Annotated in this window: 23 protein-coding genes; 16 read left to right on the top strand and 7 right to left on the bottom strand. The window is 38.8% G+C overall.

What is annotated here, in order from left to right:
- The first annotated feature begins 24 nt into the window (after positions 1 to 24).
- A complete protein-coding gene (mutT, locus tag GWJ01_RS08035; RefSeq protein ID WP_109392874.1) occupies positions 25 to 417 on the top strand; it encodes an 8-oxo-dGTP diphosphatase MutT in 393 nt (130 codons plus the stop codon).
- 61 nt (positions 418 to 478) lie between these two features.
- On the opposite strand, the gene yacG is transcribed toward mutT, so the two are convergent.
- The 6 genes from yacG to ppdD all read right to left on the bottom strand — a co-directional run bounded on the left by yacG (position 479) and on the right by ppdD (position 5,190).
- On the bottom strand, positions 479 to 691 hold the full coding sequence (gene yacG, locus GWJ01_RS08030) for a DNA gyrase inhibitor YacG (RefSeq protein WP_088494938.1): 213 nt from the start codon (positions 689 to 691) through the stop codon (positions 479 to 481).
- A 54-nt stretch (positions 692 to 745) separates the two neighbouring features.
- On the bottom strand, positions 746 to 1,498 hold the full coding sequence (gene zapD, locus GWJ01_RS08025; RefSeq protein ID WP_109392875.1) for a cell division protein ZapD: 753 nt from the start codon (positions 1,496 to 1,498) through the stop codon (positions 746 to 748).
- The gene (gene coaE, locus GWJ01_RS08020; RefSeq protein WP_109392876.1) at positions 1,491 to 2,114 is read right to left on the bottom strand and encodes a dephospho-CoA kinase; all 624 of its coding nucleotides are present in this window, start codon (positions 2,112 to 2,114) and stop codon (positions 1,491 to 1,493) included. Before coaE ends, zapD begins: the two co-directional genes overlap by 8 nt.
- A gap of 234 nt (positions 2,115 to 2,348) precedes the next feature.
- Positions 2,349 to 3,548: a type II secretion system F family protein gene (locus tag GWJ01_RS08015; protein WP_109401546.1), complete on the bottom strand. Its 1,200-nt coding sequence runs from the start codon at positions 3,546 to 3,548 to the stop codon at positions 2,349 to 2,351.
- Positions 3,545 to 4,645, bottom strand: a complete 1,101-nt coding sequence (locus GWJ01_RS08010) for an ATPase, T2SS/T4P/T4SS family (protein ID WP_161710948.1) — start codon at positions 4,643 to 4,645, stop codon at positions 3,545 to 3,547. Before GWJ01_RS08010 ends, GWJ01_RS08015 begins: the two co-directional genes overlap by 4 nt.
- Before the next feature lie 101 nt (positions 4,646 to 4,746).
- The gene (gene ppdD, locus GWJ01_RS08005; RefSeq protein WP_109392879.1) at positions 4,747 to 5,190 is read right to left on the bottom strand and encodes a prepilin peptidase-dependent pilin; all 444 of its coding nucleotides are present in this window, start codon (positions 5,188 to 5,190) and stop codon (positions 4,747 to 4,749) included.
- Between the two features lie 211 nt (positions 5,191 to 5,401).
- Here ppdD and ampD point away from each other — a divergent pair, with 211 nt between their 5' ends.
- The 13 genes from ampD (at position 5,402) to GWJ01_RS07940 (ending at position 21,255) form a co-directional block, all read left to right on the top strand.
- Positions 5,402 to 5,944, top strand: a complete 543-nt coding sequence (gene ampD, locus GWJ01_RS08000) for a 1,6-anhydro-N-acetylmuramyl-L-alanine amidase AmpD (RefSeq protein WP_109392880.1) — start codon at positions 5,402 to 5,404, stop codon at positions 5,942 to 5,944.
- A 325-nt stretch (positions 5,945 to 6,269) separates the two neighbouring features.
- A complete protein-coding gene (pdhR, locus tag GWJ01_RS07995) occupies positions 6,270 to 7,040 on the top strand; it encodes a pyruvate dehydrogenase complex transcriptional repressor PdhR (protein ID WP_075670940.1) in 771 nt (256 codons plus the stop codon).
- A 163-nt stretch (positions 7,041 to 7,203) separates the two neighbouring features.
- The gene (aceE, locus tag GWJ01_RS07990; RefSeq protein ID WP_109392881.1) at positions 7,204 to 9,870 is read left to right on the top strand and encodes a pyruvate dehydrogenase (acetyl-transferring), homodimeric type; all 2,667 of its coding nucleotides are present in this window, start codon (positions 7,204 to 7,206) and stop codon (positions 9,868 to 9,870) included.
- A gap of 12 nt (positions 9,871 to 9,882) precedes the next feature.
- On the top strand, positions 9,883 to 11,742 hold the full coding sequence (gene aceF / locus GWJ01_RS07985) for a pyruvate dehydrogenase complex dihydrolipoyllysine-residue acetyltransferase (RefSeq protein ID WP_109401548.1): 1,860 nt from the start codon (positions 9,883 to 9,885) through the stop codon (positions 11,740 to 11,742).
- A 199-nt stretch (positions 11,743 to 11,941) separates the two neighbouring features.
- Positions 11,942 to 13,369, top strand: coding sequence for a dihydrolipoyl dehydrogenase (lpdA, locus tag GWJ01_RS07980; protein WP_075670832.1), 1,428 nt, complete (start codon positions 11,942 to 11,944; stop codon positions 13,367 to 13,369).
- A gap of 267 nt (positions 13,370 to 13,636) precedes the next feature.
- Positions 13,637 to 14,092, top strand: a complete 456-nt coding sequence (gene tnpA / locus GWJ01_RS07975) for an IS200/IS605 family transposase (protein WP_156733366.1) — start codon at positions 13,637 to 13,639, stop codon at positions 14,090 to 14,092.
- A gap of 243 nt (positions 14,093 to 14,335) precedes the next feature.
- Positions 14,336 to 14,800, top strand: a complete 465-nt coding sequence (locus GWJ01_RS07970) for an anti-virulence regulator CigR family protein (protein WP_109402597.1) — start codon at positions 14,336 to 14,338, stop codon at positions 14,798 to 14,800.
- A gap of 475 nt (positions 14,801 to 15,275) precedes the next feature.
- Positions 15,276 to 17,873 (top strand): bifunctional aconitate hydratase 2/2-methylisocitrate dehydratase, encoded by a 2,598-nt coding sequence (gene acnB, locus GWJ01_RS07965; protein ID WP_109402596.1) that lies wholly within the window; start codon positions 15,276 to 15,278, stop codon positions 17,871 to 17,873.
- 137 nt (positions 17,874 to 18,010) lie between these two features.
- Positions 18,011 to 18,382 (top strand): YacL family protein, encoded by a 372-nt coding sequence (locus tag GWJ01_RS07960; RefSeq protein WP_098942207.1) that lies wholly within the window; start codon positions 18,011 to 18,013, stop codon positions 18,380 to 18,382.
- Positions 18,383 to 18,474: 92 nt separating this feature from the next.
- A complete protein-coding gene (mscS, locus tag GWJ01_RS07955) occupies positions 18,475 to 19,335 on the top strand; it encodes a small-conductance mechanosensitive channel MscS (protein ID WP_109392884.1) in 861 nt (286 codons plus the stop codon).
- 112 nt (positions 19,336 to 19,447) lie between these two features.
- Positions 19,448 to 19,672, top strand: coding sequence for a hypothetical protein (locus GWJ01_RS07950; protein WP_109392885.1), 225 nt, complete (start codon positions 19,448 to 19,450; stop codon positions 19,670 to 19,672).
- 139 nt (positions 19,673 to 19,811) lie between these two features.
- Positions 19,812 to 20,435 carry an arginine exporter ArgO gene (gene argO / locus GWJ01_RS07945; protein ID WP_109402595.1) on the top strand — a complete coding sequence of 208 codons (624 nt, stop codon included), beginning with the start codon at positions 19,812 to 19,814 and terminating at the stop codon, positions 20,433 to 20,435.
- 85 nt (positions 20,436 to 20,520) lie between these two features.
- Positions 20,521 to 21,255: an oxidative stress defense protein gene (locus GWJ01_RS07940; RefSeq protein ID WP_109402594.1), complete on the top strand. Its 735-nt coding sequence runs from the start codon at positions 20,521 to 20,523 to the stop codon at positions 21,253 to 21,255.
- A 74-nt stretch (positions 21,256 to 21,329) separates the two neighbouring features.
- Here the strand turns inward: GWJ01_RS07940 and GWJ01_RS07935 are convergent, their stop codons facing one another.
- Positions 21,330 to 22,229: a LysR family transcriptional regulator ArgP gene (locus tag GWJ01_RS07935; RefSeq protein WP_069367724.1), complete on the bottom strand. Its 900-nt coding sequence runs from the start codon at positions 22,227 to 22,229 to the stop codon at positions 21,330 to 21,332.
- 161 nt (positions 22,230 to 22,390) lie between these two features.
- On the opposite strand from GWJ01_RS07935, the gene rpiA reads away from it, so the two are divergent.
- Both rpiA and serA read left to right on the top strand, forming a co-directional pair.
- Entirely contained in the window at positions 22,391 to 23,047 is a 657-nt protein-coding gene (rpiA, locus tag GWJ01_RS07930) for a ribose-5-phosphate isomerase RpiA (RefSeq protein ID WP_072069239.1), read from the top strand.
- Positions 23,048 to 23,319: 272 nt separating this feature from the next.
- Positions 23,320 to 24,570: a phosphoglycerate dehydrogenase gene (gene serA / locus GWJ01_RS07925; protein WP_109392889.1), complete on the top strand. Its 1,251-nt coding sequence runs from the start codon at positions 23,320 to 23,322 to the stop codon at positions 24,568 to 24,570.
- Positions 24,571 to 24,591: the final 21 nt, after the last annotated feature.

Below are 24,591 nucleotides of genomic sequence, written 5' to 3'. Positions count from 1 at the left end.
TGACTATTCAATAGGTTGTCTATAATGGATAAAAAAAAGCTACATATTGCTGCGGGTATTATTTGTGATCAACACAATAATGTCTTTATCACCCAACGCCCTCTAAAATCGCATATGGGGGGATTTTGGGAATTTCCGGGGGGAAAATTAGAAGATAAAGAGACTCCAGAGCAGGCGCTAGTACGTGAGTTACAAGAAGAAATCGGTATTGATGTAACGCAATGCTCACTTTTTGAAACAGTAGAGCATGATTTTCCAGATAGACACATTACCTTATCCTTTTTCTTAGTCACGCAATGGGATAATGAGCCCTATGGTAAAGAGGGACAAAAATTCAAGTGGACATCAATTGGATCGTTAAATGCTGATGATTTTCCGCCTGCTAACCGTACTATTGTGGCGTTATTGCAAAAGTAAGCACCTATAAATAAAATAGCCACTCAGTCGAGTGGCTATTTTTTATGTTCAGATCGGCACATTAAAAGTCTTTAGGCTCTTGTTGTGGCGCTTCACTCCAATCATCGCTGTCATTAATATCGCTTTGGCTTGGGATACGTTTTGATTCATCAGCCCATTCGCCTAAATCAATAAGTTGGCAACGCTTACTACAAAAAGGGCGATAAGGGCTACTTTCATTCCAAACAACTTCTGTTTGACAGGTTGGACATTTTACAATTAATTCTTCGCTCATTATCTCTCCTAGATCTCATTGGTGCTATTTATGCTCATATCAATAAACATAATGTTAGCAACAAGCGATCTCAAAAGGTAGCTCTAGAGGTACGGTTCCATTTTCACTATTAAGTGGTAAAAAGCGGATCGCATAGCGATTTTTATGCCCTGAAACTTGAGGATAGATTTGGTGGTCAATGGCTATCTTAATACGTAGCAATTCACCTTCTTCAGCGCTGTCTTGGTAAAAACCACGGTGACTAAGAGCAGGTTTAAATGTATCTGATTGGCGAATAAGCATGAGCAAACTATTTAATGCATTTTGTAATGGTAATAAACCTGCCAGCCAGCTTTGTAATCTTTCATCACGAGTTGCTTGAGGTAAATTTAACCATAAATGTAATGCTGGTACATCAAAGTTACAGCATCCACCAGGAATACTTAGACGTTGTTTGACTAAACTAATGACTTTATCTTGTTTTAAATGCTGACCTATGCGAGGGGCTTTACTTAATACGACTGCATTCTCAGCTAGTTCATCAATAATTTGAGTGACAATCGCTTTATCAACATTAGGAAATGAAAGCCATTGCTGTAATTTCTTTTGTCTTTTTTCTAATTCTTTAAGTAATTCAGCACGGATTTCTCCACGATCAAGGACTTCAATAAATTCTGATATCGCACGAAAAAACGAGAGTGCTGTGGGTAATGAATCAATTGCACGAAAACTGTTAATTTGAATCAATGAGTTTTCAATTCTAAGCCATGAACGCATTTTTTCATTGAGGGGATGTTCGAAGATGATTGTTGTGATGTCATCACTCATGACAATTGTCCTGTAACGCTTGTTGAGCTAATTCTAAGTAATGCTGATGGAGTTGCTTAACTTTTCCAATCATATTTTGGCTATTATCGTGATTTTCAATAATATCATCAGCGACGGCTAATCGTTCTTGTCTTTGAGCTTGAGCTTTTAAAATATTGAGAACTTGCTCTCGACTAACGCCATCTCGTTTTATTGTTCTTTCTATTTGCTCTTCTTGTGTAACATCGACAACAAGAACACGAGAGGCGAGATGCGTTAATTTATTTTCGACTAATAATGGAACAACCCAAATAAAGTAGGGCGCTTTAATCTGTTGTATTTGTCTTTGAGTCTCTTGCTGTATCAATGGGTGAAGAAGATTGTTAACCCAAGTTTTTTCTTCATTATTTTCAAAAATAATCTGGCGCAACTGTGCTCGGTTTAATGAACCATCGGGTAGCAAAATGCAGTCACCAAAATGCTGATGCAATGCATTTAATCCTAAAGATTGAGGCTCTACCACTAATCGAGCAATAACATCAGCATCGATGAGCGGTACACCTAATGAGGCAAAAGCATTAGCAACGGTAGTTTTACCACTACCTATTCCGCCTGTAAGAGCAACCGTATAAGCCATTTGTGTTTATCTGTCTTTAATGAATTAAAATTTACTATTAGTCTAGGTATTCTAAAGCCTAATTTTGTTTTTATCACAAGATAATAACCGCAATATTTGGGTTTTATTCGGTTATTATGATAGATGATTTTCTGCTACCCTGACATCCTACCTCATAATGCGCAACAGAATTACCATCAATCAATAAGTTAGTGCTACACATAATAACAGCATGTTACTCATAAAATTTGTGACTTACTGTATAGTATCACCTAACTGTAATATGGGAAGATACATAGCAATGATTAATGTGCCAATAATTAATGCAATGACCGTCATCAGTATTGGTTCTAACCAAACACTAATGGTATTTAATTGCTCATCAAGTTGATGATAAAACCAATCACTTAATTGCTGACAAAAATAGAGCAACTGCCCCGAGTTTTCTGCACAACTGATAAATTGATAACAAATAGGCGTAAAAAGAGGTTCATTTTTCATAAATAAGCTCAACGATTTACCTTGCATAATGTGGTCGCTCATTTGAGAAAGTACTTGCTTATAAATAGGGTGTGTAAGTTGTTCTATTCCTATCTTTAAACCTTGTAATAAAGACAATCCAGCTTGTTGTGTAATACTTATTATCTGAAAAATAAGGTGTAATTGCTGATACTTTAAAAGCTTACCTAAATAAGGAATATGAAGAAATAAAGTTTGCTCAACAAAATACAATAGTGAAAAAGAGTGTCGAATTAAGCGATAAGCAACTATTAATCCTATAAAGATAAACACTATTATACTGATATAATCAGTAAAGCATTGAGAAAAAGTAATTAAGGAGAGTGTTAATATAGGAAGTTCTGTATTAAATGAACTGTATAAAGACTGATATTCTGGTAAAACATAGAGCAACATAATACTGGTAATAAAAGCTAATACAGTGAGTAAAAAGGTTGGGTATTTAAAGGCTTTTTTGACTTTTTTAATAATCTCTCGGTGTTTCTTTAATTGTATTATTTGAAGCGTAATAACTTCATCTAACTTTCCACTTTCTTCACCAATAAAAATAAAGCGACTCAGTGCAATTGGGAAATAAAGTGGATAACGAGTTAATTGTTTAGAAAAAGAACCTCCTTGCATTAAGTTGAAAATGATATCTTCTAATACGCATTGCCAATGTGAGTAACGGCATTCGTCTTTTAATAGTGTTAATGCAGGAAGAAGTGCTAAACCTGAATGAAGTAATAGAGCTAATTGTTCGAATAATTGAATTCGATATTGCTTATCAGTATCTTGAAATAAAACAATTTTGAATAAACGTATTTTTATGGGGAGTTTTTGTTGTTGTGTTAGTTTAATAAATGCCTCGTTATTAGAGGATGCCAGTATTTTTCCAGTACACCATTCTCCTTGATAGGTTAATGCCTCATAGCGATAAATTAGCTGTAATCTCATTCAATATCCCCTAGTGTTTGATAAACCTCCTCAAGTGTCGTTATTCCTTGTTTAATTAATGAAAAGCCGGAATAGAGTAAGTGGTAAGGGGATGAGAGTGTTTGTTTTAAGGGCTCAAAGCAATCATAAATAGCCGTTCTTCCGTTATAGCCTGAACAGCATTGCTGGCAACCAACAGCTTGCCAGTTTGGTAGTTCGATCATTTCTTTGTTTATATTTATATGTTGTTTATTGGGTAGGCATATTTTGCAGTGTGGACATAAACAACGAACTAATCGTTGTGAAATAATTAAGCTAACACAGGAGTGAATAAGATCTTTTTCAATTCCTAAGTTATATAGACGCATTAATGTGGATGAAGCCGAATTAGTATGTAAGGTTGATAATACAAGATGTCCTGTTTGTGCTGCTTTTATTGCCATTTCAGCAGTCGATTGATCACGTATTTCACCTACCATAATAATGTCAGGATCTTGGCGTAGTAGTGCCCGTAATATTGTAGTGAATGAGATCCCTGATTTTTCGGAAATTTGGATCTGATTAATACCCTTTAGAGGTAATTCAACCGGATCTTCAACACTATTTATATTTAGGTTTTCTTTATTTAAATAACGTAAACAACTATATAGTGTGAGCGTTTTTCCGCTTCCCGTAGGCCCTGTAACTAAAATCATTCCTTGCGGTAAATTTAAATATTTCTTTAATAGTGTTAAATGTGAGGGTTGAAAGCCCAGGTGATTTAATTCCGGTTGTTGTAAATTATTGATAAGCCGTAAAACTACTTTTTCGCCATATAATGTGGGAAGTGTCGCAATTCGTATTGAATAGTTTTTTTCATGATAAGACCAATTAAACTGCCCATCTTGAGGTAACCGCTTTTCTGCAATATTTAAGTTTGCGAGTACCTTTAAGCGAGTCACTATTTCTTCAGAAAATTCATTTGGAGGTGGTGAAAATAGATATAAATGGTTATCTATTCTGGCTCGAATTCTTACATTGATTTGCTGTGGTTCTATATGTAAATCAGAGACACGCTTTAAAATACTTGTACGTAATAGATGCTCAATAAATTCTGTTGCAGAGTGTGTGATATCCATTCTTCACCTCTTTAATACTTTCTGACTTATCTGTGTTGTCTTCAATGTTTAAAATGCGCATCAGGAACACTCGATATGAGTGCTCCCTTTATATTAAAGCCCTAATATGATTTTAAAATCTCACTACACTGTTTTTGCAACGTAAGATTTGTTGTTGAACATTGTGTTTTCCATACCGGAACGAGGTCGTTAACTCCTTTCTCTGACGACATTGTGATTGTCAGACCATCAAGCTGAGTTTTCCCTGTTGCACTAATCACACCGTGTAACACATTTATATCGGATAAATATCGACTACGAAATTGTTGCGGCATAAAAGAGGAGTCAGAATTACAGTGTTGAGGTTCATTTTCATAACGGCATAATTCTACCGCAGAACGATAGGGAGACAGTGTTTGTAAGACATCGGTTAATGCGGCTTTTTGGATATAACCTTGATAGGCGGGAATAGCCACTGAGCTTAAAATTGAAATGATAGCAATCACAATCATAAGCTCCATAAGGGTAAAACCATTTTCATTAGAGTGATAATTAAGTACATTCATCTAGCGTCCTCCTTGAGTAATAGACACTAGAAGTATGAAAAAAAAAGACTTTATTAGCGAATAGATAAGATAAAGTTTGAGTAAAATATCGAAAAGAAAAAGGAGATATACATATTTAACCTTTATTATTGAGGGAAAGTTCGCATTTATTGATGAGTATGAGTTAAAAAAGTTATTGATAATGGCTAAAACAAAATAAAAGAGGGTTGATGTGGAAATTAAACAAGGTTGGCTAATCGATGCTAGACAGGTTCCTTCACCTAATCATGATAAGAGACCTGAAGGTGAGATCCCTTCTTTATTAATTGTTCATAATATCAGTTTACCTCCAGGTGAATTTGGTGGGCCTTATATTGACCAACTTTTTACTAATACATTATCAGAGCAAGATCATCCATTTTTTAGTGAGATTGTTAGCTTAAGAGTATCGGCTCATTGTCTGATTCGGCGTGATGGAGAAATTGTGCAATATGTGCCTTTTACTGAAAGAGCGTGGCATGCTGGCGTTTCTTTATATAAAGGCAGAGAAAAATGTAATGATTTTTCAATCGGTATTGAGCTTGAAGGCACTGATGAGTGCGATTTTACCCAGCAGCAATATCAACAATTAGTGAAGATTACTCAATCGCTTATTGCTCTTTATCCAGCCATTAAAGAGAACATTACTGGGCATAGTGATGTTGCACCAAATAGAAAGACCGATCCGGGGCCTCACTTTGATTGGGCCTATTACCGCAGTTTGTTAACAAAATAACCACCGAAATTGCATTTTAACTCACTTAATTAGAATTTAAATTCAAAATAATATTGCTGTCACGCTTCAGTTTGACTGTTTATGTGTTTAAAAAACGTTAAAAAATTTATTTTTAACGTTTCTAGATAATGCGATCTGGTTATCACTTTTGATGAATTTTTAAAATAATTTGTTAAAATTTGCAGGTTTTTATGATTTCGCTCAACAACTGTATGGACAGTTAGTGAATACTTTGTTACTTTATTATCCGTTATATTAAATTGGTATTACCAATTGACAACTCAATCACTAAGGTAATAGTTATCCAATAATGGCTTCCAGCAATATGGCTTATACAAAAATCCGCCAACCTAAGCTTTCTGATGTTATTGAGCAACAGCTTGAGCATCTGATTTTAGAAGGTACTCTGCGCCCAGGAGAAAAACTCTTACCTGAGCGTGAGCTGGCGAAGCAATTTGATGTATCTCGTCCTTCATTGCGTGAAGCTATCCAAAAATTAGAAGCTAAAGGTTTTTTACTCCGTCGCCAAGGCGGTGGTACTTTTGTTCAGCACAATCTCTGGCAAAGTTTTAGTGATCCTTTAGCTCAACTGCTTAGCGGACATCCCGAATCTCAATTTGATCTTTTAGAAACTCGTCATGCACTTGAAGGTATTGCTGCATATTACGCTGCATTACGTGGTACTGATGAAGATCTTGATCGTATCAAAGCTAGCCATGATTGTATTTTGAAAGCCCATGAAAAGGGTGATTTAGCCGCTGAGTCTGAAGCTGTATTGCAATATCAATTAATTGTCACGGAAGCTGCTCATAATGTCGTTTTATTGCATCTATTACGATGCATGGTGCCAATGCTTGAGCAAAATATCCGCCAGAATTTTGAGTTTCTTTACACTCGTAAAGAGATGTTAACTGCAGTAAGTGAGCATCGTAGTCAAATTTATCAGGCTATTATTAATAGAGAGCCAGAAGCTGCGCGTGAAGCATCACATCGCCATTTGGCCTTTATTGAAGATGTTTTGTTGGATATGAGTCGTGAACATACTCGCCGTGAGCGCTCTCTGCGCCGGCTACAACAACATCCTGATTTATTTTAGTAGCACAGATCCTGACCGCTGAGTCTGTACTACCTATCGCCCTGTGATTTTCAGGGGAAGCGGTAATAACAGCAGGGCCTATCTTCCCGTCATATCAGATGGGTATAACGGGAAGATAGGCTCCCATAACCATTAAAAACAGATAACAGATAAGGAATACACCATGTCAGATATGCTGAAAAATGACGTGGATCCGATCGAAACTCGCGACTGGTTACAAGCGATCGACTCGGTCATCCGTGAAGAAGGTGTTGAGCGTGCACAGTTCCTGATTGATCAGGTATTAAAACAAGCCCGTAATGGTGGTCTTAATATCGCTTTAGGCGGTTCTGTACACAGTGATTATATCAATACCATTCCTGCTGAAGATGAACCCGCTTACCCTGGCAATCTGGAATTAGAGCGTCGTATTCGTTCTGCTATTCGCTGGAACGCAGTAATGATGGTTCTGCGTGCATCCAAAAAAGATTTGGAACTCGGCGGACACATGGCGTCATTCCAATCTTCTGCAACTTTATATGAAGTGTGCTTTAACCACTTCTTCCGTGCGCAAAATGAAACTGATGGTGGTGACTTGGTTTACTTCCAAGGCCATATCTCCCCAGGTATCTACGCTCGTGCATTCTTAGAAGGACGTTTAACTGAAGAGCAATTAAACAACTTCCGTCAAGAGATTGGTGGTAAAGGTTTATCTTCTTATCCGCACCCTAAATTAATGCCTGAATTCTGGCAGTTCCCAACAGTTTCTATGGGTCTGGGACCACTATCTGCAATTTATCAAGCTAAATTCCTGAAATATTTGAATCACCGTGGCTTAAAAGATACGACTAAACAAACTGTTTATGCGTTCTTAGGCGATGGCGAGATGGACGAACCAGAATCTAAAGGTGCTATCACCATCGCAGTTCGCGAAAAATTAGACAACCTGTGCTTCGTGATTAACTGTAACTTACAGCGTCTTGATGGCCCAGTTACAGGTAACGGTAAAATTGTTAACGAATTAGAAGGTATCTTCGCGGGTGCTGGCTGGAACGTTATCAAAGTAATGTGGGGCGATCGTTGGGATGAGCTTCTGCGTAAAGACACTTCAGGTAAACTCATTCAATTAATGAATGAAACTCTGGATGGTGACTACCAGACATTTAAATCTCGTGACGGCGCTTATGTTCGTGAGCACTTCTTCAATCGTTATCCAGAAACAGCTGCATTAGTTAAAGATATGACTGATGATGAAATCTGGGCATTAAACCGTGGTGGTCACGATCCGAAGAAAGTCTTTGCTGCATTCCAAAAAGCAAAAGATACTCAAAATCAACCAACTGTTATTTTAGCTCAAACCATCAAAGGTTATGGTATGGGTGAAACGGCAGAAGGTAAAAACATTGCTCACCAAGTTAAGAAAATGAACATGGATGGCGTTCACCATTTCCGTGATCGTTTCAATATTCCTGTTGCTGATGAGCAAATCAAAGATCTGCCTTATATTACTTTTGATAAAGAATCAGAAGAGTACAAATATCTGCATGCACGTCGTCAGGATTTAGGTGGTTACCTGCCAGCTCGTCGTCCACGTTTTGAAGAAAAACTGGATATCCCAGCACTGGAAGATTTCAGCCAATTACTGGAAGAACAATCTAAAGAGATTTCAACAACTATCGCATTCGTTCGTGCTCTGAACGTAATGTTGAAAAATAAATCTATCAAAGATCGTTTAGTTCCAATTATTGCGGACGAAGCACGTACTTTCGGTATGGAAGGTCTGTTCCGTCAAATCGGTATTTATAGTCCGAATGGCCAACAATATACGCCTCAAGACCGTGAGCAAGTTGCTTACTATAAAGAAGACGTTAAAGGCCAAATTCTGCAAGAAGGTATCAACGAACTGGGTGCTGGCGCATCTTGGTTAGCGGCTGCAACATCTTACAGCACTAACAATCTGCCAATGATCCCATTCTATATCTACTACTCAATGTTTGGTTTCCAACGTATTGGCGACTTATGCTGGGCAGCAGGCGACCAACAAGCTCGTGGTTTCTTAGTAGGTGGTACTTCAGGTCGTACAACACTTAACGGTGAAGGTTTACAGCACGAAGATGGTCATAGTCATATTCAATCGCTGACTATTCCTAACTGTATCTCTTATGATCCAGCATTCGCTTATGAAGTGGCTGTTATCATGCAAGACGGTTTAGAACGTATGTATGGTGATAAACAAGAAAACGTTTATTACTACATCACTACACTGAACGAAAACTACCATATGCCAGCAATGCCAGCCGGTGTTGAAGAAGGTATTCGTAAAGGTATCTACAAACTGGAATCGTTGGAAGGTGCGAAAGGTAAAGTTCAGTTACTGGGATCAGGTTCTATTCTGCGTCACGTTCGTGAAGCAGCACAAATCCTGTCTGCTGAATACGGTATTGGTTCTGATGTTTATAGCGTAACTTCATTCACTGAATTGGCTCGTGATGGTCAAGATTGTGAACGTTGGAACATGTTACATCCATCTGAAGCACCGCGTGTACCATACATCGCTCAAATTATGAATGATGCGCCAGCAGTTGCATCTACTGACTACATGAAACTGTTCGCTGAACAAGTTCGTACTTATGTGCCAGCAGATGATTACCGCGTATTAGGTACAGATGGTTTCGGTCGTTCTGATAGCCGTGAAAACCTGCGTCACCACTTTGAAGTTGATACTTCTTATGTGATTGTTGCTGCATTAGGTGAATTAGCTAAACGTGGTGAGATTGATGTGAAGATTGTTGAAGAAGCAATCAAAAAATACAACATCAACCCTGAAAAAGTAAACCCACGTCTGGCGTAAGAGGTAAAGTGAATGTCTATTGAAATTAAAGTCCCAGATATCGGTGCTGATGAAGTTGAAGTCACCGAAGTGATGGTGAAAGTGGGCGACCGCATTGAGGAAGAACAATCCTTAATCACCGTAGAAGGTGACAAAGCTTCTATGGAAGTTCCATCACCACAAGCGGGTGTAGTTAAAGAGATTAAAATTGCCGTGGGCGACAAAGTCCAAACGGGTTCTCTTATCATGATTTTTGAAGCAGAAGATGTCGCACAAGCAGCACCAGCTCAAGCCACAGCTCCTGCACCAGTAGCAGCGCCTGCAACAGCTGCACTGAAAGAAGTTCATGTTCCAGATATCGGTGGTGACGAAGTTGAAGTTACTGAAGTAATGGTAAAAGTGGGCGATAGCGTTGCTGAAGAACAATCACTGATTACTGTTGAAGGTGACAAAGCTTCAATGGAAGTCCCAGCACCATTTGCTGGCGTAGTGAAAGAAATTAAAATTGCAACCGGTGATAAAGTGAGCACAGGCTCTCTGATCATGGTATTTGAAGTTGCAGGTAGCGCACCTGTTGCTCAAGCAGCACCAACTGCATCTGCACCAGTAGCATCTGCTGTGAAAGAAGTGAATGTTCCTGATATCGGTGATGACGAAGTTGAAGTTACTGAAGTGATGGTGAAAGTAGGTGATTCCATCTCTGAAGAACAATCACTGATCACTGTTGAAGGTGACAAAGCTTCAATGGAAGTTCCAGCTCCATTTGCTGGTGTGGTTAAAGAGATCAAAATTGCAGTGGGCGACAAAGTGAAAACTGGCTCACTGATCATGACTTTCGAAGTTACCGGTGCAGCACCTGTTGCTCAAGCTCCAGAGGCAGCTGCGCCAGCGCCAGCAAGTTCTGCTCCGGCAGCACCTGCTAAAGCACAAGCTACTGCGCCAGCAGCGAAAGAAGAGTTTGTTGAAAATGACGCTTACGTTCATGCAACACCTGTTATTCGTCGTTTGGCACGCGAATTCGGTGTGAATTTAGCGAAAGTGAAAGGTACTGGTCGTAAAGGTCGTATCTTACGTGAAGACGTTCAGTCTTACGTGAAAGAGTTAATTAAACGTGCTGAATCTGCACCAGCAAATGCAGGTGGTGGATTACCAGGCATGTTACCTTGGCCAAAAGTTGACTTCAGTAAGTTTGGTGAAATTGAAGAAGTTGAATTAAGCCGTATCCAGAAAATCTCTGGCGCTAACTTAAGCCGTAACTGGGTGATGATCCCTCACGTAAATCTGTTTGATGAAGCAGATATCACTGAGGTTGAAGAATTCCGTAAACAGCAAAATAAAGAAGCAGAGAAGAAAAAACTGGATGTTAAGATCACTCCGTTAGTCTTCGTAATGAAAGCAGCAGCGAAAGCACTGGCGGATATGCCACGCTTTAACAGCTCTATCTCTGAAGATGGACAGAAACTGATCCTGAAAAAATACATCAATATCGGTATTGCTGTAGATACACCGAACGGTCTTGTTGTTCCTGTTTTCAAAGATGTTAACAAAAAAGGCATTATCGAACTGTCTTATGAGTTAGCTGAAGTTTCTAAGAAAGCACGTGCAGGTAAACTGACAGCAGCAGATATGCAAGGCGGATGCTTCACTATTTCTAGCCTTGGTGGTATCGGTACTACCGGTTTTGCACCAATCGTTAACGCACCAGAAGTTGCGATTATGGGACTTTCCCGTTCTTCTATGAAACCAGTATGGAACGGCAAAGAATTCGTACCACGCTTGATTTTACCAATGTCATTATCTTTCGATCACCGTGTGATTGATGGTGCTGACGGTGCTCGATTCATCACTCTGATTAATCAGTACATGAGCGATTTACGTCGTTTGGTAATGTAATTTAAAACCGGTGCTTAGCGCCGGTTTCTCTGATTACAGTGATGGATTTTACAGTCATACATCTTAGGTTGTGAGATCCGTCATGTTAGAGCGCTTTTCAGTTTATTAACATTTCTGTAAACTGCATGCGGTATGTAAGTCTCGGTGTTAAATATGGATTATCGTCTGACTCGCCGGACAAATAAATAATGAGGTCACGATGAGTACTGAAATTAAAGCACAGGTAGTGGTTCTGGGTGCAGGCCCTGCGGGTTATTCCGCGGCGTTCCGTTGCGCTGACTTAGGTTTAGAAACAGTTTTAGTAGAACGTCACTCTACTTTAGGTGGTGTTTGTCTGAACGTGGGTTGTATCCCTTCTAAAGCGTTACTCCACGTTGCTAAAGTTATCGAAGAAGCGAAAGCATTATCTGAACACGGTGTTGTATTTGACGCGCCAAAAACAGATATCGACAAAATTCGCATCTGGAAAGATAAAGTTATTTCTCAGTTAACGGGTGGCTTAGCTGGCATGGCTAAAGGCCGTAAAGTTACTGTCGTTAATGGCGAAGCACGATTCACTGGTTCTCATACATTGTCTGTTGAAGGTGCTGAAGGTACAACTACCATCACTTTTGATAATGCAATCGTTGCTGCCGGCTCACGTCCAATCGAATTACCATTCATTCCACATGAAGACCCACGTGTATGGGACTCGACAGATGCACTGCAACTGAAAACTGTACCAGAGCGTTTACTGGTTATGGGTGGCGGTATCATCGGTCTGGAAATGGGTACGGTTTATCACTCTCTGGGTTCTCAGATTGACGTAGTTGAAATGTTTGATCAGGTTATTCCTGCTGCTGATAAAGACGTGGTTAAAGTATTTACCAAACGTATCAGCAAGAAATTTAACCTGATGCTAGAAACTAAAGTAACTGCGGTTGAAGCAAAAGAAGATGGCATCTACGTAACAATGGAAGGCAAAAAAGCCCCAGCAGAACCACAACGTTACGATGCAGTATTAGTTGCTATCGGTCGTGTACCTAACGGTAAACTATTAGACGCAGGTAAAGCAGGTATCGAAGTTGATGATCGTGGCTTTATCCATGTTGATAAACAAATGCGTACTAATGTACCTCACATCTTTGCTATCGGTGACATCGTTGGTCAACCAATGCTGGCTCACAAAGGTGTACACGAAGGTCACGTTGCAGCAGAAGTTATTTCTGGTAAGAAACACTACTTCGATCCTAAAGTTATTCCATCAATCGCTTATACTGAACCAGAAGTTGCATGGGTTGGTATGACTGAAAAAGAAGCGAAAGAGAAAGGCGTTAGCTATGAAGTGGCTTCTTTCCCTTGGGCAGCATCAGGCCGTGCAATCGCATCAGATTGTGCAGATGGTATGACTAAACTGATTTTCGACAAAGAAACTAACCGTGTTATTGGTGGTGCAATTGTTGGTTCTAACGGTGGTGAACTGTTAGGTGAAATCGGTCTGGCAATTGAAATGGGTTGTGATGCTGAAGATATCGCATTAACTATCCACGCTCATCCAACGTTATACGAATCAATCGGTATGGCTGCGGAAGTATTTGAAGGCAGTATCACTGACCTACCAAATCCAAAAGCGAAAAAGAAAAAATAAGCAACTTGTTTACTGAAAACAGCTTTACTGAAAATAGTTTTGCTGAAAACAGTTTACTAAAGTAGTTTAAATGATAAGGGCTAAGTTCTTTATAGAACTTGGCTCTTTTTTATTATGGCTTTAGCCAGTTTAAGTCGCGCTAGCGTCTTAAACATAAAACCACCTGCTTTGCAGGTGGCGTTCAAGGGTTATACCAAGAAAAACACCTTTCCGTTACGATATAGATGTTCAAGCTAATATTCGTAACTTAAATAAGGAAAGGTGTTTATGGGCATTAAAGCACAAAGCTCAGCGCATACAAAGTGGCTGTGTAAATACCATATCGTCTTTTCGCCGAAATATAGACGGAAAGTAATTTTTAATAATATTCGTTCAAGTATAGGTGAGATCCTGAGAGACCTTTGTAAGTATAAAGGTGTGGAAATAATCGAAGGTCACCTCATGCCAGATCATGTCCATATGTTAGTGAGTATTCCGCCGAAGATAAGTGTTTCAAGCTTTATGGGATATCTGAAGGGTAAAAGCTCGCTAATGATCTTTGATAGACATGCCAATCTAAAATATAAATTTGGCAACAGAAAGTTTTGGGCGGAAGGGTTCTATGTCACAACAGTGGGGCTAAACGAAGCCACAATTCAAAAGTATATCAGAGAACAAGAAAAGTCGGATTTAATCTCGGATAAATTGAGTAGTAAAGAATATGAGAACCCCTTCAAGGGGTAAGCCAAAGTAGCAAAGACACTTAGCTTGAACGAAGAGAAAGCAGCGTCATTTAGGCGCAGTCGGTAATAAGCCCTTATAGGGCAAGAGCAAACCACCCGTTTTACGGGTGGTTATGATTTTTATTCAAAAAAGGTGTTTTTTAGTTATATATGCTTAGTCGTAATATTATCAGAATATGAGAAATTGTACTTAAGCGTTTATTACTCTATTTTTTTATTATGATCTGATTTTTGGATGGTATATATGATGAGCAAACACACTTCTTTTCGTTTTTTTCTATTGTTGTTTATGGTGAGCTTTTCTTTAGGCTCTTTAGCTAATCCTCCCCATGGACATGGGAATGGGAATGCACGACATTATCAGAATAATAACCATATAAACTCCAATAAAAACGATGGGCTATCATCTGAAATAATGATTAATAGTAATGGGCTAGTGTCTGTTTCTTTAACTTATAAAGATGCAAGGATCTTAGCCATAAAAAATAATATTGTTGGTTATCAATCTCTGCCACCGGGTATAGCTAAAAATTTAGTCAGAGGGAAACCACTCCCTCCTGGGATCATGAAAAAAAACATCCCAAATAATATGTTAAATCAATTACCTTATTATCAAGGGTATGAATGGAAAATAGTAGGAAATGATTTGGTTTTAGTTGCGATTGGAACATCTATAATTGCAGCTGTGATCAATCATGTATTTGATTAATTAGATATTTTATCTTTCATTGTTTGAGCTAAATAGAGCTAATATATTATTTTAAATAAAATAACACTTTTTAAGTAGGTAGCTTCTGCCTGTAGAAAAGGTTCATTTTATAACAAATCAATATTATTCAAATTCTTATCAGCGCTTAGTAAGCTTTCTCTTAAATAGTATATTTCTATTCATATCTATAGATTCTTTATAGTATTTTATCTAAAAAACTGGGTAAAAATGTTTCTTATATATTTTGTTTAAGTGTTTTAATCTGAATAAGTAGATATTTGAATTTGATTAATGTTACTTTTATGTGAACGAATTAACATCGTGTTGAAGATTTGCTATGCTGATACCCTTAGCTGGGCATAATCTCACAACCACTTATGTTTTATGCGAGCAAAAGATCCTCTGACCTGGAACCCTATAGACAGGGTGCAGACAGCCGGGTTATACAAAATGACAAAGAAGCGAGGAGACAGTCGTGCTAGAAGATTACCGTAAGCACGTAGCAGAGCGTGCAGCTGAAGGTGTCGTTCCAAAACCTCTCGATGCCACACAAACAGCCGCACTTGTTGAGCTATTAAAAAATCCCCCTAAAGGTGAAGAAGAATTTCTTCTTGATTTAATTGTTAACCGCGTTCCACCTGGAGTTGATGAAGCTGCTTATGTTAAGGCGGGTTTTTTAACTGCCCTCGCGAAAGGCGAAACCACATCACCTCTTATCTCTTCAGAAAAAGCAGTTGAATTATTAGGCACCATGCAAGGTGGCTATAATATCCATGCGTTAATTGACGCTTTGGATAACGATAAATTAGCGCCAATAGCAGCTAAAGCACTTTCTCATACATTACTGATGTTTGATAACTTCTATGATGTTGAAGAAAAAGCGAAAGCAGGTAACGTCTATGCTAAGCAAATCATGCAATCTTGGGCTGAGGCACAGTGGTTTACTGAGCGCCCTGAATTAGCAGAAAAAATTACTGTTACCGTATTTAAAGTCACTGGTGAAACCAATACTGATGACTTATCTCCAGCACCTGATGCTTGGTCTCGTCCTGATATTCCATTACATGCTTTAGCAATGCTGAAAAATGCGCGTGAAGGCATTGAACCAGATCAACCAGGTAGTGTAGGCCCTATCAAACAAATCGAAGCGTTAAATAAAAAAGGCTTCCCTTTGGCTTATGTTGGCGACGTTGTAGGTACTGGCTCATCACGTAAATCAGCAACTAACTCTGTGCTTTGGTTTATGGGAGACGATATTCCTTTCGTTCCTAATAAACGCGGTGGTGGTGTTGTTCTTGGTGGCAAAATCGCGCCTATCTTCTTTAATACTATGGAAGATGCAGGTGCACTCCCTATCGAAGTTGATGTTTCTAAATTAAATATGGGTGATGTCATTGATATTTACCCATACAAAGGTGAAATTCGTAACCATGAAACGAATGAGTTACTGGAAACCTTTGAACTGAAAACCGAAGTATTAATTGATGAAGTTCGTGCTGGTGGTCGTATTCCATTGATTATTGGTCGTGGATTAACGTCTAAAGCGCGTGAATCATTAGGTTTACCTGTTAGCACTCTGTTCCGTCACGCTAAATCAGTTGCAGAAAGCAACCGTGGCTTCTCGCTAGCTCAGAAAATGGTAGGCCGTGCTTGTGGCCGTACAGGTATTCGCCCAGGCGAATATTGCGAGCCAAAAATGACCTCAGTAGGTTCACAAGATACAACAGGTCCAATGACTCGTGATGAGCTAAAAGACTTGGCTTGCCTTGGTTTCTCTGCTGATTTAGTAATGCAATCATTTTGTCATACCGCGGCTTATCCAAAACCGGTAGACGTTACAACGCACCACACTTTGCCAGACTTTATTATGAACCGTGGTGGTGTTTCACTGCGCCCGGGCGATGGCATTATCCACTCATGGTTAAACCGTATGTTACTACCTGATACTGTCGGTACAGGCGGTGACTCGCATACTCGCTTCCCTATTGGTATCTCCTTCCCAGCCGGTTCTGGCCTAGTAGCTTTCGCTGCGGCAACTGGGGTTATGCCATTAGATATGCCGGAATCTGTTCTGGTACGTTTTAAAGGCGAAATGCAACCGGGTGTGACACTGCGTGATTTAGTTCATGCTATTCCTTATTACGCAATTCAAGATGGTTTACTGACAGTTGAGAAAAAAGGTAAGAAGAATATTTTCTCTGGTCGTATTCTTGAAATTGAAGGCTTACCAGAACTGAAAGTAGAACAAGCATTTGAGCTTGCTGATGCATCAGCAGAACGCTCAGCGGCGGGTTGTACTATTAAACTGGATAAAGCGCCAATTATTGAGTACCTGCAATCTAATATCATCTTGCTGAAATGGATGATTGCTGAAGGTTATGGCGATCGTCGTACGATTGAACGTCGTATCACTTCAATGGAAAATTGGTTGAAAGATCCGCAATTACTTGAAGCTGATGCAGATGCAGAATATGCAGCAGTGATCGAAATTGATTTAAATGAGATCAAAGAGCCAATTCTATGTGCGCCTAACGATCCAGATGATGCTCGCTTATTATCCGAAGTGGCAAATAGCAAAATTGATGAAGTGTTCATTGGTTCTTGTATGACCAATATTGGTCACTTCCGTGCTGCAGGTAAACTGCTTGATCAACATAAAGGTCAATTACCAACACGCTTATGGGTTGCTCCACCAACAAAAATGGATGCAGCGCAATTAACGGAAGAGGGCTATTATAGCGTCTTTGGTAAGAGCGGAGCACGTATCGAAGTGCCGGGTTGTTCACTATGTATGGGTAACCAAGCACGTGTTGCTGATGGTGCAACTGTCGTTTCAACCTCGACACGTAACTTCCCTAACCGCTTAGGTACCGGTGCTAATGTGTATCTTGCTTCTGCGGAACTTGCGGCAGTCGCTTCATTACTAGGTCGTTTACCAGAGCCGCAAGAGTATTTGGATTTCATGAATAAAGTGGATGAAACTGCAGAAGATACGTATCGTTATTTAAACTTTGACCAACTAGAGCAATATACCGATAAAGCAGACCAAGTTATTTTTCAAACAACGGTATAATAGTTAATTTATTGCTTTAAAGTATTTAATATGAACAAGCGGGAGGCAAATGCCTCCCGTTTTTTGTTATTTTTGTCATAATAAGAATAAGATATTTTTTTATTAAAAAAGCAAGAGCTTTATAAGGGGCGTACACCATGGATTATGAATTTCAGCGAGATCTCACTGGCGGTATACTAGCCCGTTTTTCGATGGATCATGAAGCAATAGGCTATTGGTTGAATGATGAAATTCAGGGCGACATTAGTCTTATCGATCAAATTCTTGAAGAAATGGAAGGTATTAAAGGTAGTGAAAGACAGTGGGAACTTATCGGTAAAGAATACAGTCTTTCTATTGATGACGAAGAAGTGATGGTAAGAGCTAATACTTTGCATTTTGAAACAGATGAAATGGAAGAGGGGATGAGCTATTACGATAACGAAAGCATCTCTTTTTGTGGTTTAGATGATTTTGCTACCATGTTACAAAAATATCGGTTATTTATTCTGGAAAATAGAGGGAATTAACAATCCCTATGTATTTTTTGAATAAATCTGCCAGAATATACTATTGAATTACTATTCTTTTCATTACGTTTTTAAGTTTAAAAGGTGGTCTAATGAATGAATTACCCGCTAGTTTAGATGAAGCAACAGGCTGGTTTGTCGCAAATCAAGATCTCTTTATTCAATATGCTGTGAATATTGTAGCTGCATTTTTGATCCTGTTTATTGGTCTTTTTGTCGCAAAAATGATCAGTAAAGGTGTCGCAAGAGTTCTTACATTGCGCCATATTGATGCTACTGTTGTGACATTTTTATCTGTTTTAGTTCGTTACACTGTTGTTGCTTTTACCTTAATTGCGGTATTAGGGCGATTAGGGGTTCAAACAGCATCAGTTATTGCTGTATTAGGTGCTGCTGGTTTAGCTGTTGGTTTAGCATTACAAGGTTCGCTGTCTAACTTTGCAGCTGGTGTACTGATTGTTATTTTCCGTCCGATCCGTACTGATGAGTATGTGATGATCGGTTCTGTTGAAGGTACAGTGAAAGATGTGCAGATTTTTTCAACCACATTACGCTCAGCCGATGACAGAATTATTGTTATTCCAAATAGCAAAATTATCAGTAGTGAAGTTATCAACTTAAGTCGTGAGCCAAATCGTCGTACACAAATTATTGTTGGTGTGGCTTATGATGCTGATATTGATAAAGTGAAACAAGTGTTGGGTGACGTTGTTGCTAAAGACAAACGTATTCAACATGATCAAGGAGTGACTATCCGTTTACATGAAATGGCTCCATCTTCATTAAACTTTGTGGTACGTGTTTGGACAACCAATGGTGATGCATGGCCTGTTTATTGGGATCTAATGGAAGATTTTAAACGTGCATTAGACGCGAATAATATCGGTATTCCATTCCCACAAATGGATGTTTATATGCATCAAACACAAAGTGCGACAGCGAAAGCAGAATAGTCTCACAAGAATAAATGACATAGAGCCACGTTAATAACGTGGCTTTTTTTGTATGATAAGACAGGAGAAATAATAAGATAACACAGATGGTAAAAGGGATTGGATACTAAAGATGGAGATAATCTTAAAGAGCTTCTTTTTCATTTTTCATTACGTTGATAGTTATATTGTGTTTGCTTTGGCGCTCTTATTATTGCGGTATTCCAATAAAGCAGAGAAAAAACGAGTACGTATTATCTTATTTATTACTGCACTAATTGTGGTAACACCTCATGTCACAATTTGGTCTAATTTTATTTTTATGCTATTGGTGAGTATGGCTATTTCATCCTATTAATCCTACTAGCACTTTATTTTTTCCTATTTTATCGCCATTAGTTTTTCTTATTATCAATAAGAATGATTCATTTCCTCTAATATCAAAATCCCTCTATTATTCATCTAAGATTAAATGAATAATTATTAAGGTATTTTGCATGTTCTCAATTTTTTTTCAGGGTTTTTTATTAAGTGCAGCAATGATCCTACCGATTGGTGCTCAGAATGCGTTTGTTTTGCAGCAAGGAAGTAAAAAACAGTTTCACTTAATGAGTGCATTTTTATGCGCTTTAAGTGATGTTGTTTTAATTACGGCGGGTGTCTTTGGTGGAAGTGCTCTTCTCAGTCAATCAGAAATACTTTTATTATTGATCACTTGGGGAGGTGTGGCGTTCTTACTATGGTATGGCTGGAATGCATTTAAAACTGCGTTTTCAAAAGACATTGAATTATCACAAAGTGAAAATCAGGTAAAAAGCCGTTGGCGCGTGATCGTGACATTAGTTGCCGTGACTTGGCTTAATCCTCATGTTTATTTAGATACTTTTGTTGTGATAGGTAGCATTGGCGGGCAATTAACATCAGAGCTACGTCCTTGGTTTACATTTGGTGCGGTATTTGCCTCTATAAGCTGGTTTTTTGCGTTATCACTACTTGCGGCCTGGTTTTCTCCAATATTAAGCAAAGGGCACTCTCAACGTATTATTAATCTATTTGTAGGATGTGTAATGTGGTTTATTGCTGTTCAATTAGCAGCACAAGGATGGAAAACTCTCTTTTAATCTTAAAGAACTTTACATCAGATATGCTAAGGTTCTTCTTAGCCATAAAAAGATGGTCTTAAAATTTATTATGTCGGGGGTTTTTGTGAAATTAAAAGCAATTGTATTAGCATCCGTGTTTACGCTGGGATTACCTTCATTTGTATTAGCAGCTTCTGAGCCAGAAGGACCACATATCACAACATCGGGTAATGCGACAATTAAAGCCGCTCCTGATATGGCGACATTATATATTCAGGTTAGTGAAAGAGCGAAAGATGCCGCTCTTGCTAAGAAGCAAGCCGATGAACGAGTCGCAAAATATTTTGCTTTCTTAAAAGAAAATGGTGTTGTGAAAGAAGATATTGATGCTGCTAATATCCGTACCCAACCAAACTATGAGTATGATAAAAAAGCAGAGCGTTCAGTAATTAATGGTTATACTGCAACACGTACTGTGAATGTCAAAATTAAGAAACTAGAGCAGCTTAATACACTACTTGATGGTGCATTGGCGGCTGGTTTAAATGAAATTAATAACGTTGAGTTTGGCGTAAATAATCCTGAACAATACAAATCAAAAGCACGAGATGTTGCGATTAAAAATGCCATTGATCAAGCAACGTCAGTCGCAAAAGGTTTTGGTGCTGATTTAGGTGCTGTTTATAGTGTGAGCTATCGCGCTCCAGAAGCCACACCTTATACTATTGGGCAAGTTCGTATGGATTCAATGGCATTAAAAGCGCAAGCACCTGCTGCAGTGCAAGAAACCTATGAACAGCAAAGTATCGAGTTTAAAGATTATGTTGATGTGGTTTTTGAATTAAAACGCACTAAATAATCATGCTATGATGAAAATAAAATAGGCTTCAATATGAAGCCTATTTTTTTGAGTTAATAAGATGAAAGAGCATATTACTCTTCATCCTGCTTTAAAACTTTACGACCAAAATCAATGAGTGCGTCTGTCACTTTTCTCATGGTTCTACTTTCTGGCGCAAATCGGTGCCAATAAAGCATACGTCGTTGGCAAAGTCCCGGTGTCAAATCAACCAATTCTCCACTTTTTAGTTCATTAGCAATTTGCAGATGAGGGATCATACAACAGGTTGAACCTTGTTTAGCTAATTGCACAAAGGCTTCAGAGGAGTTCACGATATGGCACGGTACACTGCCCGGAGATAAACCGAAGTTTTGTTGTAAAAATGCCTGATGCATATCATCAAGATGGTCGAATGCCACTGCCGGCGCTTTTAATAATGAAGATTTTGTTACGCCGTTTGCAAAGTAGCGTTGAGCAAAATCAGGAGAAGCAACAAATAGATAATCGAGAGCACCTAATTGATCGACAAGGCAACTTGGTAGTGCTTGTGGTTGAATACTGATTGCACCAACGACTTCACCTCGTCTTAATCGTTCTTGAGTACGAGTTTCATCTTCAACTTGAATATTGAGACGAATAGGCAGTTGCGTTAATACAGGATGTAATGCGGGCAATAGCCATGTAGCTAAACTGTCCGCATTCACCGCCAAAGAGAGTAAAAGGGGGGTGGAACCACTGTTTTCATCACCCAACCATTGTTCTTCAAGTAATTCTACTTGATGCAATAGTGCTAATAATTTTTGCCCTTGCTCTGTAGGTTGAGGCGGAACAGTTCTGACTAATAGCGGTTGTCCAAATAAATTTTCTAACTGTTTGATACGCTGAGAAACGGCAGATTGTGTAATACATAACTTTTGCGCAGCTCGTTCAAAGCCACGTTCTCGAATGACGGCATCAAGGGCTTGTAATGCTCGATAATCAGGGCGTTTCATTAACAGACTCTCTTCGATTTTATATTCTATTACTTACTATGCCATATTTTTCGTTGTAATGAGTTAAAATGTTGCTTCTCAGTTTTTGATGTGTCTCGTGCTAGTTTTGAATGCAATATGCTATTCTTAGTCCATTAACGTGATAAATAAGGTTTTTTTAAATGACTCAGGATGAATTGAAAAAAGCAGTAGGTTGGGCAGCGCTTGAATATGTAAAACCAGGCACGATTGTTGGTGTCGGTACTGGCTCTACGGCTTCTCACTTTATTGATGCATTAGCAACAATGAAAGGTCAAATCGAAGGCACAGTTTCAAGTTCAGAAGCATCCACTGCAAAATTAAAGAGTTACGGTATTCCTGTTTTCGACTGTAACGAAGTTGATTCTTTAGATATCTACGTTGATGGTGCTGATGAAATTAACCATCAAATGCAAATGATCAAAGGTGGTGGTGCTGCGTTAACGCGTGAAAAAATTATTGCAGGTGTAGCGAAAACATTTATCTGTATCGTTGATGAATCTAAACAAGTCGATGTGTTAGGTAAATTCCCGCTACCAGTAGAAGTTATTCCAATGGCGCGTTCTTATGTTGCGCGTGAACTCGTTAAACTGGGGGGATTACCAGAATATCGTGAAAACGTGGTAACTGATAACGGTAACGTTATTTTAGACGTTCATAATTTAACAATTCTTAATCCAATTGAACTGGAAAACAAAATTAACAGTATTCCGGGTGTTGTAACTGTAGGATTATTTGCTAACCGTGGCGCGAATGTTGTTTTAATGGGCACCTCTGAAGGTGTGAAAACCATTAAATAATTCTTTTTAAGATAGGTAGCTATGGCTACCTATTTTTTAAATTATTTTAGAAACTGCAAATTCAGTGATATATATCACACGATAGTTATATCTCTCTTTAAAATCCTGCCATTTTCAAAGTCAAAATCATTTTACTCGGTAGAAAATCACTTTATTTACCGCTTATTCTGTCATCATTGCAATCGGTTGTATTGCGACAAAATCTATTTTTGTTATGTTGATGAGACAGGATTTTGTTTTTCATTAAATGTAATAACGATAGGGCAGGGTAAATGGTCAAAGTATCTTTGGAAAAAGAAAAGATAAAGTTTCTACTCCTTGAAGGTGTGCACCAAAGTGCAGTAGAAAATTTAAGAGCTGCGGGTTATACCAATATTGAATATCACAAAGGCGCATTATCGGACGAAGAATTAAAAGAAGCTATCCGTGATGCACGTTTTATTGGTCTACGTTCCCGCACTCACTTAACAGAAGAGATTTTTGCAGCCGCTGAAAAATTAGTTGCTGTGGGATGCTTCTGTATCGGCACTAATCAGGTTGATTTAGATGCCGCTGCTCGTCGCGGTATTCCTGTATTTAACGCTCCTTTCTCAAACACTCGTTCCGTGGCAGAGATGGTGCTTGGTGAATTACTATTATTACTGCGTCGTATTCCTGAAGCAAATGCGAAAGCGCATCGTGGGATTTGGGATAAACAAGCTAAAGGCTGTTTTGAAGCGCGTGGTAAAAAACTGGGTATTATTGGTTATGGTCACATTGGTACACAGTTAGGTATTTTGGCAGAAAGCGTGGGTTTAGATGTCTATTTTTACGATATTGAAAACAAACTGCCATTAGGTAATGCAACACAAATTCGTCATCTTTCTGAACTGTTGAATATGTGTGACATTGTCAGCTTACATGTGCCAGAAACACCATCAACCAAGAATATGATTGGGCATGAAGAAATTAAGCGCATGAAACCAGGCTCAATTCTTATCAATGCTTCTCGTGGTACTGTGGTTGATATTCCTGCGTTATCACAAGCACTAGAATCTAAGCATTTATCCGGTGCCGCTGTTGACGTATTCCCATCAGAGCCGGGTGCGAATAACGATCCTAACGATCCGTTTGTTTCTGAACTTATCAAGTTTGACAATGTGATATTAACACCACATATCGGTGGTTCAACCCAAGAAGCGCAAGAAAACATCGGTTATGAAGTTGCGGGCAAGTTAGCGAAATATTCAGATAACGGCTCTACATTATCTGCTGTTAACTTCCCTGAAGTATCACTGCCAAGCCACGGTGATGATGTAAACCGTTTACTGCATATTCATGAAAACCGTCCAGGTATGATGAACAGCATCAACAAAGTGTTTACTGAAGAAAACATCAACGTAGCCGCACAGTATTTACGTACATCAGGTAACGTAGGTTATGTTGTGATTGATATTACAACACAAACGAAAGCTCAAGCTGAATTAGTATTACAAAAAATCAAAGCATTACCGGGAACAATCCGTGCTCGTATGCTTTACTAATTATTGATACATTATCGGTAA

It is taken from the genome of Proteus sp. G2618 (assembly GCF_009915995.1).
GTDB classification, from domain to species: Bacteria; Pseudomonadota; Gammaproteobacteria; order Enterobacterales; family Enterobacteriaceae; genus Proteus; species Proteus terrae.
This window is presented reverse-complemented; position numbering and strand designations above follow the sequence as displayed.

What these genes read in the sequence shown, in the direction of transcription:
- mutT (WP_109392874.1), top strand. Translation starts at nt 25, where the DNA reads ATGGATAAAAAAAAGCTACATATTGCTGCGGGTATTATTTGTGATCAA.
- yacG (WP_088494938.1), bottom strand. Translation starts at nt 691, where the DNA reads ATGAGCGAAGAATTAATTGTAAAATGTCCAACCTGTCAAACAGAAGTT.
- zapD (WP_109392875.1), bottom strand. Translation starts at nt 1,498, where the DNA reads ATGAGTGATGACATCACAACAATCATCTTCGAACATCCCCTCAATGAA.
- coaE (WP_109392876.1), bottom strand. Translation starts at nt 2,114, where the DNA reads ATGGCTTATACGGTTGCTCTTACAGGCGGAATAGGTAGTGGTAAAACT.
- GWJ01_RS08015 (WP_109401546.1), bottom strand. Translation starts at nt 3,548, where the DNA reads ATGAGATTACAGCTAATTTATCGCTATGAGGCATTAACCTATCAAGGA.
- GWJ01_RS08010 (WP_161710948.1), bottom strand. Translation starts at nt 4,645, where the DNA reads ATGGATATCACACACTCTGCAACAGAATTTATTGAGCATCTATTACGT.
- ppdD (WP_109392879.1), bottom strand. Translation starts at nt 5,190, where the DNA reads ATGAATGTACTTAATTATCACTCTAATGAAAATGGTTTTACCCTTATG.
- pdhR (WP_075670940.1), top strand. Translation starts at nt 6,270, where the DNA reads ATGGCTTATACAAAAATCCGCCAACCTAAGCTTTCTGATGTTATTGAG.
- aceE (WP_109392881.1), top strand. Translation starts at nt 7,204, where the DNA reads ATGTCAGATATGCTGAAAAATGACGTGGATCCGATCGAAACTCGCGAC.
- aceF (WP_109401548.1), top strand. Translation starts at nt 9,883, where the DNA reads ATGTCTATTGAAATTAAAGTCCCAGATATCGGTGCTGATGAAGTTGAA.
- lpdA (WP_075670832.1), top strand. Translation starts at nt 11,942, where the DNA reads ATGAGTACTGAAATTAAAGCACAGGTAGTGGTTCTGGGTGCAGGCCCT.
- tnpA (WP_156733366.1), top strand. Translation starts at nt 13,637, where the DNA reads ATGGGCATTAAAGCACAAAGCTCAGCGCATACAAAGTGGCTGTGTAAA.
- GWJ01_RS07970 (WP_109402597.1), top strand. Translation starts at nt 14,336, where the DNA reads ATGATGAGCAAACACACTTCTTTTCGTTTTTTTCTATTGTTGTTTATG.
- GWJ01_RS07960 (WP_098942207.1), top strand. Translation starts at nt 18,011, where the DNA reads ATGGATTATGAATTTCAGCGAGATCTCACTGGCGGTATACTAGCCCGT.
- mscS (WP_109392884.1), top strand. Translation starts at nt 18,475, where the DNA reads ATGAATGAATTACCCGCTAGTTTAGATGAAGCAACAGGCTGGTTTGTC.
- GWJ01_RS07950 (WP_109392885.1), top strand. Translation starts at nt 19,448, where the DNA reads ATGGAGATAATCTTAAAGAGCTTCTTTTTCATTTTTCATTACGTTGAT.
- argO (WP_109402595.1), top strand. Translation starts at nt 19,812, where the DNA reads ATGTTCTCAATTTTTTTTCAGGGTTTTTTATTAAGTGCAGCAATGATC.
- GWJ01_RS07935 (WP_069367724.1), bottom strand. Translation starts at nt 22,229, where the DNA reads ATGAAACGCCCTGATTATCGAGCATTACAAGCCCTTGATGCCGTCATT.
- rpiA (WP_072069239.1), top strand. Translation starts at nt 22,391, where the DNA reads ATGACTCAGGATGAATTGAAAAAAGCAGTAGGTTGGGCAGCGCTTGAA.
- serA (WP_109392889.1), top strand. Translation starts at nt 23,320, where the DNA reads ATGGTCAAAGTATCTTTGGAAAAAGAAAAGATAAAGTTTCTACTCCTT.